The 16281-nt window shown below is 68.6% G+C and carries 13 protein-coding genes and 1 pseudogene; 8 read left to right on the plus strand and 6 right to left on the minus strand.

Going from position 1 to position 16281, the window contains the following annotated elements:
* Window positions 1-497 precede the first annotated feature (497 nt).
* From ACWEN3_RS01155 to ACWEN3_RS01170, 4 genes and pseudogenes are all read left to right on the plus strand, one after another.
* Entirely contained in the window at window positions 498-1355 is an 858-nt protein-coding gene (locus tag ACWEN3_RS01155; RefSeq protein WP_452964055.1) for a YncE family protein, read from the plus strand.
* A gap of 69 nt (window positions 1356-1424) precedes the next feature.
* Window positions 1425-1884, plus strand: a pseudogene (locus ACWEN3_RS01160) (ISAzo13-like element transposase-related protein); the annotation flags it as partial.
* Window positions 1885-4171: 2287 nt separating this feature from the next.
* Window positions 4172-4549, plus strand: a complete 378-nt coding sequence (locus ACWEN3_RS01165; protein WP_452964056.1) for an STAS domain-containing protein — start codon at window positions 4172-4174, stop codon at window positions 4547-4549.
* A gap of 1926 nt (window positions 4550-6475) precedes the next feature.
* Entirely contained in the window at window positions 6476-8899 is a 2424-nt protein-coding gene (locus tag ACWEN3_RS01170; RefSeq protein ID WP_452964059.1) for a SpoIIE family protein phosphatase, read from the plus strand.
* Between the two features lie 95 nt (window positions 8900-8994).
* On the opposite strand, the gene ACWEN3_RS01175 is transcribed toward ACWEN3_RS01170, so the two are convergent.
* From ACWEN3_RS01175 to ACWEN3_RS01190, 4 genes are all read right to left on the minus strand, one after another.
* Complete coding sequence (locus ACWEN3_RS01175; RefSeq protein WP_452964062.1) at window positions 8995-9168, minus strand: hypothetical protein; 174 nt, start codon at window positions 9166-9168, stop codon at window positions 8995-8997.
* Between the two features lie 154 nt (window positions 9169-9322).
* Window positions 9323-9745 carry an arsenate reductase ArsC gene (locus ACWEN3_RS01180; RefSeq protein WP_452964064.1) on the minus strand — a complete coding sequence of 141 codons (423 nt, stop codon included), beginning with the start codon at window positions 9743-9745 and terminating at the stop codon, window positions 9323-9325.
* Window positions 9746-9775: 30 nt separating this feature from the next.
* Window positions 9776-10456, minus strand: a complete 681-nt coding sequence (locus ACWEN3_RS01185) for an aquaporin (RefSeq protein WP_452964088.1) — start codon at window positions 10454-10456, stop codon at window positions 9776-9778.
* A gap of 59 nt (window positions 10457-10515) precedes the next feature.
* The gene (locus tag ACWEN3_RS01190; RefSeq protein WP_452964067.1) at window positions 10516-10896 is read right to left on the minus strand and encodes an ArsR/SmtB family transcription factor; all 381 of its coding nucleotides are present in this window, start codon (window positions 10894-10896) and stop codon (window positions 10516-10518) included.
* A gap of 79 nt (window positions 10897-10975) precedes the next feature.
* On the opposite strand from ACWEN3_RS01190, the gene ACWEN3_RS01195 reads away from it, so the two are divergent.
* From ACWEN3_RS01195 to ACWEN3_RS01210, 4 genes are all read left to right on the plus strand, one after another.
* The gene (locus tag ACWEN3_RS01195) at window positions 10976-11452 is read left to right on the plus strand and encodes an ArsI/CadI family heavy metal resistance metalloenzyme (RefSeq protein ID WP_452964070.1); all 477 of its coding nucleotides are present in this window, start codon (window positions 10976-10978) and stop codon (window positions 11450-11452) included.
* Window positions 11453-11672: 220 nt separating this feature from the next.
* Entirely contained in the window at window positions 11673-12203 is a 531-nt protein-coding gene (locus ACWEN3_RS01200) for a carbonic anhydrase (RefSeq protein ID WP_452964072.1), read from the plus strand.
* 111 nt (window positions 12204-12314) lie between these two features.
* Window positions 12315-13385, plus strand: coding sequence for an MBL fold metallo-hydrolase (locus tag ACWEN3_RS01205; RefSeq protein ID WP_452964075.1), 1071 nt, complete (start codon window positions 12315-12317; stop codon window positions 13383-13385).
* Between the two features lie 190 nt (window positions 13386-13575).
* On the plus strand, window positions 13576-13935 hold the full coding sequence (locus ACWEN3_RS01210; RefSeq protein ID WP_452964078.1) for a PASTA domain-containing protein: 360 nt from the start codon (window positions 13576-13578) through the stop codon (window positions 13933-13935).
* A 19-nt stretch (window positions 13936-13954) separates the two neighbouring features.
* Here the strand turns inward: ACWEN3_RS01210 and ACWEN3_RS01215 are convergent, their stop codons facing one another.
* Together ACWEN3_RS01215 and ACWEN3_RS01220 are read right to left on the minus strand one after the other, a co-directional pair.
* Window positions 13955-15133 (minus strand): FUSC family protein, encoded by a 1179-nt coding sequence (locus ACWEN3_RS01215; protein WP_452964081.1) that lies wholly within the window; start codon window positions 15131-15133, stop codon window positions 13955-13957.
* Between the two features lie 12 nt (window positions 15134-15145).
* The gene (locus ACWEN3_RS01220; protein ID WP_452964083.1) at window positions 15146-16144 is read right to left on the minus strand and encodes a hypothetical protein; all 999 of its coding nucleotides are present in this window, start codon (window positions 16142-16144) and stop codon (window positions 15146-15148) included.
* Between the last annotated feature and the right edge of the window lie 137 nt (window positions 16145-16281).

The following is a 16281-nucleotide window of genomic DNA, read 5'->3' on the forward strand; positions in this document are numbered from 1 at the left end:
TGTTTCAGTGCTGTCGAAACAGCTCATTTCCTTACCCATTCTCCGTTCATCTTCCTTTGAGTCTGGTATGAGGTCTTGCAATCGCTGACGCTAACACTCGATGGTGCCATCGGCACGGTGACGCCTCCGAACCGGAGCCGTCAGGTTGCTCCACCTTGCCCCGTGGGTCACTCTTGAGAGGTCGCAACAGGACGCGGCATCCTGACTTGGAGGCGACTGGTTGATGCCCGAAGGAGGCTCACTGGGTCTGGCGACAACATCAGTGGCCGGTGTGTCTTTCAGTGGTATTGATTACTCCAGATGGGGCTCGAATCTGTGTGACAACGGAGACCCTCCGAGGCGGGGCGGTTGCGGTATTGACGTCAGAAGAACGCGCACCACGGCCCGCGCTCCGCGATGCGCTTCCACGCCACGACCGAGCTGCGGATGAGTTCATGGTGGCCCACTCTAGATCTACGAGATCTTGGTTATTCAATCAACAATAAAAAGGACGTCGCATGACCACCTCTGATGTCACCGACAAACCACTGGATCGTCTGTTCGCACGAGCGGAGGAGAAGGGTCTGCATGTGCGCCGGGCGCTTCCGGAGACGCCCCTCCGCGCTGCCGCAGCCGCCAAGAGACTCCCGGCTGGCCAAAGCCCCCACAGCGTGGCGGTTAGCGTCGATGAAACTCGCCTGTACGTGACCAACTTCAAGCCCGGCACTGTATCGGTGATCGACACCTCCAGCGCGGCTGTGATCGCCACGACGCAGGCGAGCGAGGGGCCATACGGCGTGGCTCTCAACCCGAATGGACGCCGCCTTCACGTCGCCAGTCCGAGCCAGCACGCATTGGTGGACATCGAACTCCCCCAGTTTCTCTCAACCGACAGCCATTTCGGGCATTCGCCGTACGGCGTGGCAGCGGCCGCGGACGGGAGCCGCGTCTATCTGACTCTCGCCCTGGAAGACTCCGTACTAGTGACGGACGCGTTCGCCAAACCCGTGTTCGCCGTGATCCAGGGCATCGACTTCCCGACCGGTGTGGCGGTCAATCCAGATGAGACCCGCCTCTATGTAACCAACTACTTCTCACACAGCGTGTCGGTGGTCGACCTCTCCAGCGAGACCGTGGTCCACACGATCCGGCTCAGCGAGGGGCCTTACGGCATGGCAGTGAGTCACGATGGGACTCGCCTCTACGTGACGCACTTCCCCTTCGACTTGGTATCGGTGATCGACACCTCTACCCTTGCGGTGGTCGACACGATCCCGGTTACTGACGGCCCGCGCGGCGTGGCGGTGAACCAGGACGGGACGCGCCTTTACGTGACCAACTTCTTCGCCGACTCCGTGTCCGTGATCGAGCTGTAGAATTAACTCGTGGCTTTTCGCTCGGTGCTTCGTTGGTCTGGCATGAGCGGGTTGGACGGGTAGCGGGCCGTGCTGGCAGCCAAGTTCGGGACGATTCTGCTGCACCTCGACGAGCGGCAGCGTCGCCTTCTGATAGGGGCGGAAGCCCAGTCCCTCGGTCACAGCGGGATCAGAGCGGTCGCCCGTGCCGCCGGTGTGCGTGAAGCCACAGTGTCCGCCGGGATGCGAGAACTCGACTCTGGTAAAGCCCCGTTGGGACGCATCCGCCGGCCCGGCGGTGGACTCAAGCGCGTCGTCGACCTGAACCCCGCGGTTCGGGAGGCACTCCTCATGCTGCTCGAGCCTGACGTCTGCGAAGATCCCATGTCGCCGCTGCGCTGGACCACGAAATCCACCCGCAAGCTCGCCGAGCAGTTGACTCGGCACGGCCTCAGGATCTCCGCGGACACGGTGGGCGATCTCCTGCGAGGAGGGCTTCAGCCTGCAGAGCAACGCCAAGGCCCTGGAAGGCAAGCAGCACCCCGATAAGAGCGCTTCGGCCCTTTTCAGCTCCTCCAAGTGGGCTAGTCCGCCCCGGTCCAATCGGCCTCAACTGAGTACTGTGCGCGGTCAGTTGCTGCGCGCGTCCTCGTTCGCTTGGCCACGACCAGCACCGTAGCGGATATGGCTCCGTTGGAGTATGGCCCGCCATGGACACGCAGATCCAGGTCGGCCCGACCGGCAAGAAGCTGCTGCCTCTGACGGTCAAGAACGCGGGTCCGACGCCGGCCGCGAGCGGTCACGCGCACTGAGGTGAGCTAGGCGCTCGATCGGGTGGTTGAGGCGCTGGCGGGGGTGAGCGAGGAGACGGTGGCTGCGGCGTTGGCTGCGGCCGGTGCGTCGAGCTCTCGTCCGTCGGCGCCGCCGGAGTTCTCTCGGACCCCGCTGCCGGGCCCTAGACGATCTCCGCACATCCTCTCCGAGGTGGAGTGGGTCTGAGGTCCATTCCAGGTCTGTGCATGACTTCCTGGTCCCGCGAGCCCCCTTTCCCGATTGGGAGGGGGCTCGTTGGCGTTCGGTGACTCGTGAGTCCGTGGGCGGCGCTGTGGAGTGCCCAACGCGTGCCCAGCGCGACTGAGTTACAACTTGCTCTACGTCGTCAAGTGCCCGCGCAAAGCGCGGGCCGGCCCCTTGGGCTCGGCCTCTCTGCGCCTTCGGCGCCGGGGCCAGCCCCCGGGGCCGCAGCATGTTACGGCCCAGAACCGCACAAGACACCATCCACGCCGCCAGTTAGCCACCGCAGCTGGAACCCAAACCGTGGGGCAGGTCAAGATGTCACCCGATCGTGCACCGGACCCAATTTGACGCCACTCGGGTGATCCTTACCGGGCGGCGCGAGGCGAAGTTAATTCGATCATATGCAGAGTGTGCAAATTGTTGTCGTCCGCGGCCGATGCCGCGAGACGCGCATGCGAAAAGCGTGAGAAGTGCGCGCGCCTGCATGTTCCCGCTCTGTCCCAAGGAAGGGTTCTCTTGAGCCGTAGAACGATCCGCAATTCGCGCCTCAGGTCCGCCATGATGGTGGGCACGGGTGCGCTTACGGTTGCGCTCAACGTCATTCCGGGCACGGTGGCCGCCGCCGACGCGATGCACCGGCTCCCCGACCGTGCCGCGCAGATGTCCCGACAGCGCGACGGACTCGGCGTTGCCATCGCCCACGCGATCGGCAGGGCCTCCGACGACAACCACTCCTCGAAGCGCCGGGGTGACCACGGCCCCGGCCCCGGGCACGGTCACCATGGTCCTGGCCCCGGGCACGGTCACCACGGTCCGCAGGGCCCGATGGGGCACGAGGGCAAGCCGGGTAGGCCCGGCAAGCACGGCAAGCCGGGACCCCAAGGGCCCCAGGGACCGCAGGGACCCCAGGGCGCCAACGGCACGGGGGCCACCGGTCCGCAGGGCGCAACGGGTTCGCAAGGTGCCACGGGTGGGCTCGGTCCGCAGGGCGCCACGGGTGGGCTCGGTCCCCAGGGCGCAACGGGTCCGCAAGGTGCCACGGGCACGTCGGGTGAGGGCACGCAGGGCGCAACGGGTCCGCAGGGCGCCACGGGTGGGCTCGGTCCGCAAGGTGCCACGGGTGGGCTCGGTCCGCAGGGTGCCACGGGTGGGCTCGGTCCCCAGGGCGCCACTGGCCCGCAGGGTGCCACGGGTGGGCTGGGTCCGCAGGGTGCCACTGGCCCGCAGGGCGCCACTGGCCCCCAGGGCACCACGGGCGTCTCTGGGTACCAAGTGCTTACCGCGACTGCGACATGCGCTCCAGGGCCTGGCAGCTTCTGCGGCACCACAGTGACCTGCCCGAGCGGGAAGGTACTTACAGGCGGAGGCGCCCAAACCGGCACCCTCACCACCGGTATCGTCCTGCTGACCTCCGGCCCGGTGCCGGGGACCAACATCTGGAGAGTTCAGTACGACAACGAGTCGAGCTCTTCAACGGTCGTCACAGCGACTGCCTTCTGTGCCGACGCGTCATGATCTGGTCTGCGCTCAGTGGTCCGGCGGCCCTCGCAAGGCACCTGTCAAGCGGTCCGTTGATGTCTGACATCAACGCCTGACATCAACAGCCGCGTACACGAGCGGATCAAGGTGGATCACGGCGACCGGGGCCGGGCGACCACGCCGCGCAGCACCCAGCTTCCTGGGTCGCCGTGATCGACCTGATAAGGATGAGGCCAGATCCCCAAAGCCGGTGTCGTGGAGGTCTGGCTTCGCCCGTTGGAGGCCTCGATCTTTAATCTTCCAGGCTTCAGCTCGTCACATCGGGCCGCCATACTGAGAACGTGAGTCTGGCGGACGCGAACAGCGAACAGCCGAAGAAGCAGGTCAAAGTACCTGTTCCGGAGGCAGCTGCGGTTCTGCAGTACGAGTGGGACGGTGCGTGGGTGATCGTCGCGCACGGCCAGTACGACATGCAGAACATCGCGCCCTTGGCTGAGGCCCTAGAAGACGCGTCGGAGAAGTACCCCAAGGTCGTCGTGGACGCCTCCCAGGTAACGTTTGCAGATTCAACGTTCTTGAACCTGCTGCTCCACGTCCGTTCCATGACCGCGTTGCGCGTAGCTGAGCCGGCGGATCAGCTTCTGAGAGTGCTCGAACTGACCGGAGCCGACTCCGTACTTGATGTTCGAGACTCAGTCGAGGAAGCGACCGCATCGTAGGGACGTCGGTGGCGGCTTGACTCGCCATTGAGGCACCACCGACCGCGTGATCACGTCACCGGGCCGTGCCACGAGCGTGCCGGATCGAGGGGGAGCCGCGGGGAATCACGGAGACTCGCGGTAACCGTAGACGAGATCAGCCCCCGACCAAACTTGCTGGTCAGGGGCTGATTCCCGTTACTGTGGCGGCGCCAGGATTCGGACCTGGGAAGGCTGAGCCAGCAGATTCCCAAGCTGAGGCGAGGCGCCTCCCCCGGACCTGGGCCCCGCTACCACAGCCAGCGTCCTGGGAACTCGGGCCAGATGTATCCCTGGTACCCCTCGAACGCTGGAGGGTCGCATTCCTCCAACTCGGCCGCCAGTTCTTCCAACTCAGCCAGGACGGCGTCTTCCTCATGGTCGTCGGCATTGAATTGAGAAGCAGGTCGCAGGTATCGACCCGCAGACCGTAGTGGTGCAGGAACTGCACCCAGAGAACGACGGAGGAGTTGGCGAACCATGGCTCGCCGTCCGGCTGAACGTAGTAGACAGCCCCGGTATCCGGCTCAACGGCCCATGGGGACGTCAGGGCAGCGTCCGGGCGGTCCGAGATCGGGTTCTCAGCCACGAGGTACAGCAATCGTCCATCAGCGGTCGGCAGCGTCGGCTGAACTCTCTCCTGAAAACACACTCGGGTGAGAGGCGTGTCCTCGGTGCTGCCTGCGGCGTCACATGGTTCAGACGGTGCTGCGGCTCGCATCCGCTGCCTGATCACCTAGGTCCAAGGCCCCACCACCTCAGTTGGAAAGCGGTCGCGGCAGGTGTAAGGCGGTCGGAGGTCATCCGGACCACCAAGGAAACCACCCTGAGATCAGCTGCTGTCGTGGCACTCGTTTTCGGTGGGGGACTGGCAGGCCCGGCACAGTTCGTGCCGCCCCTGGAAAGTGATCACGCTTCCCCAACCGTTGCACACCTCGCAGCGGGCAGCCAAAGCGGCGTTGGCGCGGGGGTTGGGCTCGGGAGCGGCCGTCGTTCCGTAGGTCATTGATTCTCCTGACGTCGGGACTGCTCCAGATGCGCCCCTTGGCTGCACGATGCCTATTTTATTCCGTTTTATGTCTGATTACGCCCGTTCATGCAGATTTTATGACCGTTTTACCTATGGTGGCAGCGGACTCGCCTGTGGCCGAGGAATCGACCCTGAAGTGGCGCCGTGGTGGGGTGGTCGGCCGGCGGTCAAGGGGGTCGCGGCGGAAGTCGTCCGGCTCCGTCTGCCGCGGGGCGAGCACCCCGACGTACGAGCGCGTCGTGATGGAGGGCCCGAAGAACGCGGCGTATGCGGCGGCGAGGCTTGGAAATGTCACCGCGCAAGCGGGCGCCCTGGCTCTTCACCTGTTTACCAACGACCGATGCGAGGCCACGCCCGATCACGGGGCCGACCTTGTCGAAATCCGAGAGGTCTTGACCATCGCCAAGCGGGCCCAACATGCCTTTCGCCTGCCGCGATGGTTGTGATCCGCGCGGACGGCCAAGAGCCCGAAGCGGTCCAGGCCCGAGCCCGGATGAGATCCTTCGAGCGGGCGGAGGAGCGTCGACGTGCGGCGTCTCAGGATGACGCTTGACATCCAGGTTTCGGGCGGACTCGCCAGCCGGCACAGCTGACATCCATCGCTGACATCAACGACGCCGGACGGGGAGGTACATGAGCACCTCTGTCCGACAGCCGTGCCTGTCGACTTGCCGCTGTGGAGGGCCTTGGCGACCTTGTCGGTGTCCTCCGACTTGGCCGCCTTGATGCCTAGGGCGATGAGCTCGACTGCGGTTGCCCGAACCGCACCGACCTGCGGGCGGGGGTGGAGAACGGTAGAAGTGGGGTAAGGCACTCGCGGTACCCCCGGTCGGGGTGGCGTGTTCCGGCAGCTCCGGCTTTCGCGTGCCAGATGGGCGATGATCGAGATGCACGGTGCCACAACTGACGATGGCCCCGGCGTGCTCTCTGACCCGGCGGCCTCAGCCACGGCCGTCATTGACGGCCAGGGGATCCTCACGGGGTGGAGTGCAGGCGCCGAGCGGCTGCTCGGCTACTCCTATCAAGACGTCGTCGGACGCCCTGCGGCCTGTCTGCTCGACTTGGATCAGGATGCCGAAGGCGGCCGCTCCGCGATTCTCGACGGGCAGAACAGGAACGTCCTGCTCCGCCATCGGGACGGTCGACGCGTCGAGGTGCGGCTGTGTGCCTTTCCATCGGTCGACGGCAAAGGCAATGGGCAACAGCTCGTGGTCGGGACTGCGACGTACCGCCGAGAACTGCATGGGACGACGACAACGGAGGAAGCGTTCGCGCAGTGTCATCTGCCCTTGATGGTGTTCGACTCCGAGCTGCGAGCTCTGCGAGCGAGCGCCGGCGCCATTCGTGAGCTCGGCTTTCCAGAAGATCAGCTGCGTGGTCGGCCGGTCACCGAGATCATGCCTGCTCACTTCTGCCGAACGGTTGAGGATGGCATGCGCCGTGCGTTCGAGACAGGGAAGCCGGAGCAGTTCCACGTGCGTGGTAAAGCGCGCCCTGTGGCACGCGACAGGATGTGGTCCATCACCGTGTCCCCGCTCAGGTCACCGACGGGAGAGGTGCGAAGTGTGCAACTGACCGCGCTCGACGTCACCGAACAGCACATGGCCCACGAGCGGCTGGCCCTGCTCAACGATGTCAGTACACAGGTGGGCAGCACCCTCGACGTGGTGCGTACAGCTCAGGAGATGGCCGACGTCGCTGTGGGCCGGCTTGCCGACTTCGTCACCATCGACCTGCTGGACTCGCTGTTCCGCGGTGTCGAGCCGAGGCCTTCCGCCAGCAGTGCTGTCGCCCTCCGTCGGGCTGCGCAACAATCCGTGATCCCTGGCGTGCCCGAGGCGTTGATCCGGCCGGGAGACGTGGATTACTACCCGCAGTCCACGCCGCCCGTGCGCTGTCTGGCCACCGGTCGGGCCTCGCTTCATCGCGTCCTGGACACAGCGATCAAGGACTGGCAGGAGGCCGATCCCCAGCGGTCGTGGGTGGTCCGGACGTTCGGAGTCCACTCGATCATGGTGATCCCGCTGCGTGCCCGAGGCATGACGCTGGGTGTGGCCATTTTCGTGCGCCACAGGCAGCAGGAGCCCTTTGACGATGACGACCTGCTCCTCGCAGAGGAAATCGGTGCACGCGCCGCTGTGGCCGTGGACAACGCACGCCGCTACACCCTCGAACGCACCACCGCGCTGGAATTGCAGCGCAGTCTGCTCCCACGTAGGTTCGCCGCCCAGGACGCGGTCGAGGTGGCGTACCGCTATCTTCCGGCTCGGACCCGGGCAGGGCTGGGGGGCGACTGGTTCGATGTGATCCCCTTGTCGGGCGCGCGGGTCGCCCTGGTGGTGGGGGATGTCGCGGGCCATGGCCTGCGCGCCTCCGCGACCATGGGCCGCCTGCGGACTGCGGTTCGCACTCTGGCCGATGTCGACCTTCCCACCGACGAACTCCTCATCCACCTCGACGACCTTGTCACCCACCTGGCGGCAGAGGAGGGCGCCGCCGCGGATCCCGGTATCGAACCCGACCTCGACACCTCCGCCGATCTCATAGCCACGTGCCTGTACGTCGTCTACGACCCGATTGAACGGCACTGCACCGCTGCCACTGCGGGGCACCCGCCTCCAGCCGTCGTCATGCCCGACGGCAAGGCCCGCTTCATCGACATGCCCCCGGGGCCTCCACTGGGCGTGGGCGGTCTGCCGTTCGAAACGGTCGAGTGGCAACTTCCCGAAGGCAGTCTTCTCGCGCTGTACACCGACGGTCTCGTCGAGGGAACCCACCGCGACCTCGACGCGGGCCTCTCGCTGCTGCGCCGGCGCCTGGAGCACCCCGCGCACTCGCCGGAGGCCGTCTGCGAGGACCTGGTCCAATCCCTGCTCCCGACACAGCCGCGGGACGACGTTGCTCTCCTGGTCGCCCGCACGCGTGTCCTGGACGCCAGTCAGGTCGCCACGTGGGATGTGCCGTCCGACCCGGCTGCGGTGGCCGGAGCTCGTGCGGACGTTCAGGCGCGGCTCGCGGCGTGGCGGGTTTCAGATGTCGCGTTCACCGCAGAACTGGTGATCAGCGAATTGGTCACCAATGCCATCCGCTATGGGCAGCCACCCATCCGGCTCCGCCTGATTCGCGACGCCGCGCTCATCTGCGAGGTCTCCGACTGCAACAGCACCGCTCCACACCTGCGGCGCGCCCGTACCTTTGACGAAGGCGGCCGCGGCCTGCTGCTTGTCGCACAGTTCGCCGATCGCTGGGGGACACGCCACCATCCTCAGGGGAAGACGATCTGGGCCGAGATCGCATACTGAGGCGTCGCTGGGCAGCGCCATCTCCGAATCAGGCCCAACAGCCCAAGAAAGGTGTGGAGGGGGCCCAGGGGGCTGTGTGCACCGATCGGGACCTGTCAGTGCTTGAAGGATCCCTTGGTCTGCTCTTTCGTGGCGCGCATCTTGCCCCGTGCTTCGAGGGCCGCGCCTTTTGATGCGAGGGTTTCCTTGTGCACCGCGTGGGCCGTCTTCCGCACGGTCTTTCCTACGATCTGCTCGGCCATTGCCTTGGCCCGTTCTCCGGCACTCATCTCAGTACCTCCGCGGAGTCTCACCAGCCGTCTGCCCTTGCAGCAGGGGGCAAAACACCCTGCGGTTCACCCGAGGGCCCCGCCCGCACCGGCCGGGGTCATCGCAAAAACTGCCGGCCTGCGCGCCCCACGACGCGAACTTCTGCCGCGGCCGTCACGCTCGGCTCGCCGGGACGATCTCGTCGAGCAAGCTGTGGATGCGCTTTTCGATCTCGTCGCGGATGGGTCGGACGGCGTCGACGCCCTGTCCGGCCGGATCGGGCAGCGCCCAGTCGAGGTAGCGCTTGCCGGGGAAGACGGGGCAGGTGTCGCCGCAGCCCATCGTGATGACCACGTCGGACGCCTGGACGGCTTCGACGGTGAGCACCTTGGGCACCTCGGCGGAGATGTCGATGCCGGCCTCCGCCATCGCCTCGACGACGGCCGGGTTGACCGTGTCGGCAGGTGCGGAGCCGGCGGAGCGGACCTGTACGCGTTCGCCCGCAAGGTGCGTGAGGAACGCTGCGGCCATCTGGGATCGCCCGGCGTTGTGGACGCAGACGAACAGCACGGAGGGACGTTCGGCGGGGGTGGTCATGGCAGGTGTGTCTTTCTGGGCGGAGGCCGGTCAGGGGAGTGCGGGAGCGGCGAGTTCGGGTTCGCCCCGGAGAGGGGCGGAGATGGTCCGCGCGGGTGCCGGGCGTCCGAAGACCGCAAGCACCAGGCCGAGTCCCAGCGCGGCACCCACCAGCTGGGCGGCGATGAACGGGGCGAGCGAGCCGGGTGCGATGCCGGCGAAGGTGTCGGTGAAGGCACGGCCGATGGTGACCGCCGGGTTCGCGAACGAGGTGGAGGACGTGAACCAGTACGCCGCTCCGATGTACGACGCCACGGCCACCGGGCCGAAGTGGGCCCGGCCGGTGCGGGCCAAGCCGAAGATCAGCAGGACCAGTCCGGCGGTCGCGACCGTCTCGCCCAGCCACAGGTGACCGGCGGAGCGGTCATGGGTGGACCACCGGAGGAGCGGTTGACCGAACATGGCGTCGGCCACGATCGCGCCGACGATGGCTCCACCGACCTGGGCCGGGATGTAGGCGGCCACGTCTCGGGCGGTCAGCCCGTCCTGGCCGCGACGGCCGGTGAGCCAGGCCGCGAGGGTGACGACGGGGTTGAAGTGCGCACCGGAGACCGGCCCCAGGAGCGCGATGAGCACGCCCAGGCCGAAGACCGTGGCCAGCGAGTTGGCCAGCAGCTGCACGCCGACGTCCCTGCTCAGCTCGGTGGCTTGGATGCCGGAGCCGACGACCATCGCGACCAGGGCGGCCGACCCCACGGCTTCGGCGACGGCCCGGCGGCCCAGAGGGGCGGTCACGCGGTTGCCTCGGCTGTCTGCGACGTCTTCAGGAAGGCGGCGAGCCGGTCGAGGGTGGCGGGCAGCGCCCAGTAGTAGACCCATGTGCCGCGCCGTTGGCAGTCGATCAGACCGGCCTGCCGCAGCAGCTTGAGGTGATGCGAGATCGTCGGCTGGGACAGGTCGAAAGCCGGGGTGAGGTCGCAGACGCAGACCTCACCGCCCGCCCGCGAGGCGATCATCGAGAGCAGGCGCAGGCGCACCGGGTCGCCCAGCGCCTTGAACAGCTTCGCCAGCTCCGCCGCCTGGTCCTCGTCCAGGGGAGCGGTCGCCAGCCCCGGGCAGCACGCCTCGTTCTCGTCGCTCTGTCCGAGCACCACAAGCTCTTGCTTCGACATGCGTCTATGTTGACATCCTTCGATCCAGTGCGCAATCTTGCATTGACAGACATCAATGCAAGCGGATGGGAGCCCTGCCATGTCCCGTGCTCAGCTCGCCCTGCGTGTCGGCGACCTGGAGGCGTCGATCACCTTCTACTCGAAGCTGTTCGGCACCGAGCCGGCCAAGCGGCGCGAGGGGTACGCCAACTTCGCCATCGCCGAGCCCCCGCTCAAGCTCGTACTCATCGAGGGCGAGCCCGGCGAGGAGACTCGCCTCGACCACCTCGGCGTCGAGGTCGACTCCAGCGACCAGGTCAACGCCGCCGCCACCCGGCTCAAGGACGCCGGCCTCGCCACCTTCGAGGAGAACGACACCTCCTGCTGCTACGCCCTCCAGGACAAGGTCTGGGTCCACGGCCCAGGCAAGGAGCCCTGGGAGGTCTACGTCGTGAAGGCCGACGCCGACACCCTCGGCAAGAGCGCCGATTCCAACGCGACCGCGACCGGCGACGGCTGCTGCACCACCCGGGCCGCCGAACCGACCTCCGCGTCCACGGGCTGCAGCTGCGGCTGAACCGGCAATCGGGGTATCGGCCGCCGCGGTGCCTTGGCGGACCGGTCGCACGCAGTTGGCCGCCCCGCCATGGACACGCGGATCCAGGCGGCTCAGTGACGATTTGCCGCGAAGTCGAGTGGCAGGGGAGGCAGCGGCGGGCCAGGATTGGGGGCAACCGGAGGTCGCCGTCGGCATCCCGGGGGGCCCAGGCTCAGAGCGACAAGGGGTTACCGTCACAGTGATCGACACGGACGAACTGGCCGAGCGGAACGCCGGGTTCGCCGACGGCGGATCATTCGCCGGCCTCAAGCTCATGCCCGGTGGCGGTCTGACGGTCGTCGGTTGCGTCGACCCTCGTGTCGACCCGTCCGACGTGCTAGGGCTCAAGCTCGGCGAGGCAGCGGTGATCCGCAACGTCGGAGGGCGGGTCACGCCCGCGACACTCCGGACGCTGGAGATGCTCGCGAAGGTCGTCCAGGCCCGCGCGGGCGGCCCTCGCCCGGGCGGCGTCCACTATGCGGTCCTGCACCACACCGACTGCGGGATCACGGACCTGGCGGCGTTCCCCGAGTTGCTGGCCGATTACTTCGAAGTTCCGGCCGGAGACCTGGACGTCGAGGCGGTCACCGACCCGGTCGCCGCCGTCCGCGTCGACGTCGAACTCCTCAAGCAGAAGCTTCCGGCCGGAGTCTTCGTCTCAGGGCTCGTGTACGACGTGGCCACCGGGCTCATCGACGTCGTCGTTCCGCCCGCGCGAGTGGAAGCATGACACCGCGCGGCGCCCGCGGCCTGTCCGGCTGGCACGACCGCCGTGGGCCTGCGGCTCGTACCGGGGTCTGCTTCCCCGGCCGGTCGTATCGGCGGGGAGGCGCTTTCTAGCATGTGCGACGATCACGGGCACTCGGCGGCAGAGGCGGCGTGGTCGGCGCCTCGCGTCGCGGAGGGACCGGCTGTCGACCCGGTGACGCTGCCCGAGGTCGACGAGGTCAGGGTCACGACGATGGTCGACAACACCTTCGACGCCCTGCTGGTCTCCGCCGAAGGCGTCACCCGGGCGCCGATGGACGCCGGGCGGACCGCAGCGCGGCAGTTCGCCGGCGGCGAGACCCTCGCGGGGCTGCGTGCCGAGCACGGCTTCTCCGCCCTGGTCACCGTCCGAAGCGGGAACGCGAGCAGCACGCTGCTGTTCGATACCGGCGCGTCGCCGGACGCGCTGGCGGTGAACGCCGAGCGTCTTGGCATCGATGCCGGCGGCCTGCAGGGCGTCGTGCTCAGCCACGGACACTTCGACCACGCGGGCGGCTTCGACGGCCTGGCCCGGCTGCGCGGGCGCTCCGGCCTGCCGTTGACCGTCCACCCCGCGGTCTGGACCCGCCGCCGCCTGGAACTGCCCGCCGGCCAGGGGCTGGAGATGCCCACGCTGTCACGGGGTGCCCTGGAACGCGAAGGGTTCGAGGTGATCGAGCGGCGCCGGCCGTCGCTGCTGGCCGGCGGCATCCTGATCACCGGCGAGGTGGACCGCGTCACCGAGTTCGAGCACGGCATGCCGCAGGCACACCAGGCCTGGGACGGGAACGGCTGGCGACACGACCCCACCGTCATCGACGACCAGGCACTCGTCGTCAACGTGCGCGGCCGGGGACTTGTCGTCATCACCGGGTGCGGCCACGCCGGAGTGGTCAACATCGTCCGGCACGCCATGAGGCTGACCGGCGTCGGCAGACTGCTGGCCCTCATCGGCGGCTTCCATCTGAGCGGCCCCGCCTTCGAGCCGGTCATCGGCCCGACGGTGGCCGCGCTCACCGAACTCGCCCCCGAGCTGATCGTCCCCGGTCACTGCACCGGCTGGCGCGCCCAGCACACCCTCGCCGCAGCCCTCCCGGACGCATGGGTGCAGACCAGCGTCGGAACCACCTGCACACTCAGCGCCCCACAGGCGGCTGCTGCCTGATCCCGGCTCAGCAGTCCCGGCTCAACCGGTGCAACGGGAAGTGCAGCGAGTCCCACCGTCACAGCCCTACCGCACGGCCTGTCAAGACCGCGCGCAGCGGGTGACCCCAACCAGGCTGCCTGTGCTGGCTAGGATCTTCGTACGCAGGTGAGACCGCAGGGGGCGGAGCCGCGAAGCCTAGGAGCAGAGCATGAGGAAGTACATCCGCGGCGCGGCGCTCGTACTCGCGGTGGTGCCGGCGCTGGCCGGGTGCGGCGCCTTCGGGCAGGGCGCACCCACGCCGGTCGCGACAGGCCCGGTGACGATGCCCGATCTGGCCGGGAAGAACGCCGAGAAGGCCGAGGAACAGCTGGAGAAGCTCGGTGTGCCCAAGAGCCGGATCGAGCTGCGGGCGGATGACGGAAACCACGCGGTGGTGCTGGTGGCATCGAACTGGGACGTGAACACCCAGTCGGTGAAGGCGGGTGAGCGGCTCGGAGTGAAGCAGGTGCTCGTGCTCGGCGTGGGCAAGCTGACGCGGCGCGAGCGTCATCACGGCCACTTGCTCTAGCGAGCGATCTTCGCGGCGATCAACCCGGCACCGCTGTCCGGGAATCCGTGGTCCGGCGGATCGCCGTGACCACCCCCTGCAGGCTCGTCAGCCAGATCGCGGCGTCGACGGCGTAGTACGGCAGTGGGTCGGTCGCCCGGCCGTCCGAGGCCGCGAGCAGATCGGCGATGACGGTGCGGTCCGTCGGCATGTTCGGGGCCGGGGGCTCGACGGGCGCGGGGAGTGGCTTCTTGGAGCGCAGGTCGTACGTCAGCGGCAGCGCGGTCAGCCGAAGGCGGTGGGCGGCGTCGCGCAGGTGCGCGGCACTGAGAGGGTAAGCCGCCAGGGCGCCCGGGGGACAGTGGTCGACCAGGCTCTGCCCCATGGTGATCACCAGGTTCCCGGCAAGCAGGATGGCCATCCAGTCCTCGTCGGCGGGGTGCGTCGGGTCCGGGTCACCGCGCTCGGTGGCGTACTGCGCGTAGCTCGCATCCGCGATCACCTGGTCGAGACGGGCCCGGGCCAGCGCGTCGCCGGCCGTCCCGTCCCCCGCGATGGTGTCGATGGTCTCGGTGACGGCCCGGGTGCTCTGGTCCAGCAGCCGCGAGCAGGCCCGCCGCAGTTCCCCGGCGCCGCCTTGCGGCCAGGCCAGCAGCCCGGCCAGGGCGCCGGTGAGGCCGCCGACGAGGACGTCCGTGAACCGGACGGCGGCCAGCCCCGTCCTGGCGGGATCGAGCTGGGCGAAGGCGGCGGCCGCGGCGATCGTCGAGAACGCCTGGCCCCATCCCAGGCCGAGCACGGGCTTCGCGGAGAACGCCAGGAGGTACAGAGGCGGCAACACGATCGCGTACACCGCCACGTGGTCGGCCACGGAGTACAGCATCACCGCCACCACGGCCGCGCCCGCGAGGGTGCCGCTGAAAGCCGGCCTCAGCGCTGTGCGGGTGCCCGTGGCGCTGGTCCCCATCACGGTGATGGTGGCCAGCAACGCCCAGTTGCCGTGGGCCAGGCCGAGCTCGCCCACGATCAGCCGGGCGGCCGCCAGGGCCAGCGCGATCCGGACGGCGTTCTGGAAGTACACCGACCGGGGCGTGACATTGGCCAGCAGGCGGCGCGCGTAGAGCGAGAGCGTGGGACGCCCCGCGTACCAGAACGGGCCCGGCCGCCGGGCGGGCGGCGTCGCGTCCGCGGGGACGGGCGCGCCGAGCGCGATGCGCACCGCTGTGACCAGCTAGGTTCCGGTGTGCGCGATGTCCAAGGCGATCGCGCCGCCGCGCAGCACGGCCGCGCTGTTCGGGCCCCACGCCGGGGGGCGGACACGGTGCGCCTCGAAGTCCGCCGCGGCGGCGGTGTACGGCGCGTCGGAAGGCGCCGGGCCCCGGCCGGAGAGCCCGAGTGCGACGTCGTGGCACGCGGTGGCCGACGCTTGCAGCAGCCGGGCCGCCGCGGGGTCGCGGGTGCCGTGGTCCTCATGCATCAACTGCCGGGTCTGGGCCAGCAGATGACGCATGTAGGTGGCACCCTGGCACAGCGCCCGGTGCCGCGCCGACGCCGACGTCGGACGTTCGTCGTCCGGCACCCGGCTCAGCCGCAGCTCCCGCGACGCCGTCGTCAGCTGCTCCGGGCCGTCGAACGGTGGTGACCGCGGCTCCGCCGCGAGCGCCCGCAGCGCCCTGGACGCCAGCGCCGCGGCGTGCGCCAGCCGGTCCGCGTACCGTCCCGGCGGGGGATCCGGCAGCAGCCACATCTCCGCCACCGCCATCAGCACGATTCCGGTCGCCAGCCCGGCCAGGCGCGCCCCCAGCGTCTGGGGGGCGTACGGCGGAAAGCACGCCAGGATGTAGAACGCCTGGAGGCCGCCTGCCAGCCCACCCAGCCGGGGTGCGCCCACCCCCGCGAACGTCACCAGGAAGCCCACCGCGAACATCCCGAGGGCCGCCGTCCACGCGTGCGCCCCGAGCAGGGTGCCCAGGGTGACCAGCGCGGCCGCGACCGGCAGCACCGCCAGCAGCGTGCGGGCGCGCTCACGCGGCGTACCCGGGACGAAGGACATCCCGCCTGTGGCGATCGCGCCGAACAGCGCGTAGATCGCCGCGACATGGTTCCCCAGGCCGTAGCGCGCCGCGTAGAACCCCGTGCACGCCACGAGCGCCACCCGTGCCGCACGCCGTACCGCCCGCAGGCCCGGATCACGGGCCCGCAGCCAATCCAGCGCACCGCGACGGGGCACCCGCGGCCTCCTCCTTGAGCGTGCGGAGAAACGTCCGCTTCCCCGTTCACGCTAGGCCGGGCGGCGGGTCACCCTGCGCATCGCCCCCGAGGTGCTGCCCGTCACGCTTCCCTTCCTGTGCCTGCAGCCCCTGCTGG

It is taken from the genome of Streptomyces sp. NPDC004561 (assembly GCF_053602155.1).

Excerpts from the sequence above, each read along its gene's own strand:
- ACWEN3_RS01155 (WP_452964055.1), top strand. The coding sequence starts at position 498 with ATGACCACCTCTGATGTCACCGACAAACCACTGGATCGTCTGTTCGCA.
- ACWEN3_RS01170 (WP_452964059.1), top strand. The coding sequence starts at position 6,476 with ATGATCGAGATGCACGGTGCCACAACTGACGATGGCCCCGGCGTGCTC.
- ACWEN3_RS01175 (WP_452964062.1), bottom strand. The coding sequence starts at position 9,168 with ATGAGTGCCGGAGAACGGGCCAAGGCAATGGCCGAGCAGATCGTAGGA.
- ACWEN3_RS01180 (WP_452964064.1), bottom strand. The coding sequence starts at position 9,745 with ATGACCACCCCCGCCGAACGTCCCTCCGTGCTGTTCGTCTGCGTCCAC.
- ACWEN3_RS01185 (WP_452964088.1), bottom strand. The coding sequence starts at position 10,456 with ATGGTCGTCGGCTCCGGCATCCAAGCCACCGAGCTGAGCAGGGACGTC.
- ACWEN3_RS01190 (WP_452964067.1), bottom strand. The coding sequence starts at position 10,896 with ATGTCGAAGCAAGAGCTTGTGGTGCTCGGACAGAGCGACGAGAACGAG.
- ACWEN3_RS01195 (WP_452964070.1), top strand. The coding sequence starts at position 10,976 with ATGTCCCGTGCTCAGCTCGCCCTGCGTGTCGGCGACCTGGAGGCGTCG.
- ACWEN3_RS01205 (WP_452964075.1), top strand. The coding sequence starts at position 12,315 with ATGTGCGACGATCACGGGCACTCGGCGGCAGAGGCGGCGTGGTCGGCG.
- ACWEN3_RS01210 (WP_452964078.1), top strand. The coding sequence starts at position 13,576 with ATGAGGAAGTACATCCGCGGCGCGGCGCTCGTACTCGCGGTGGTGCCG.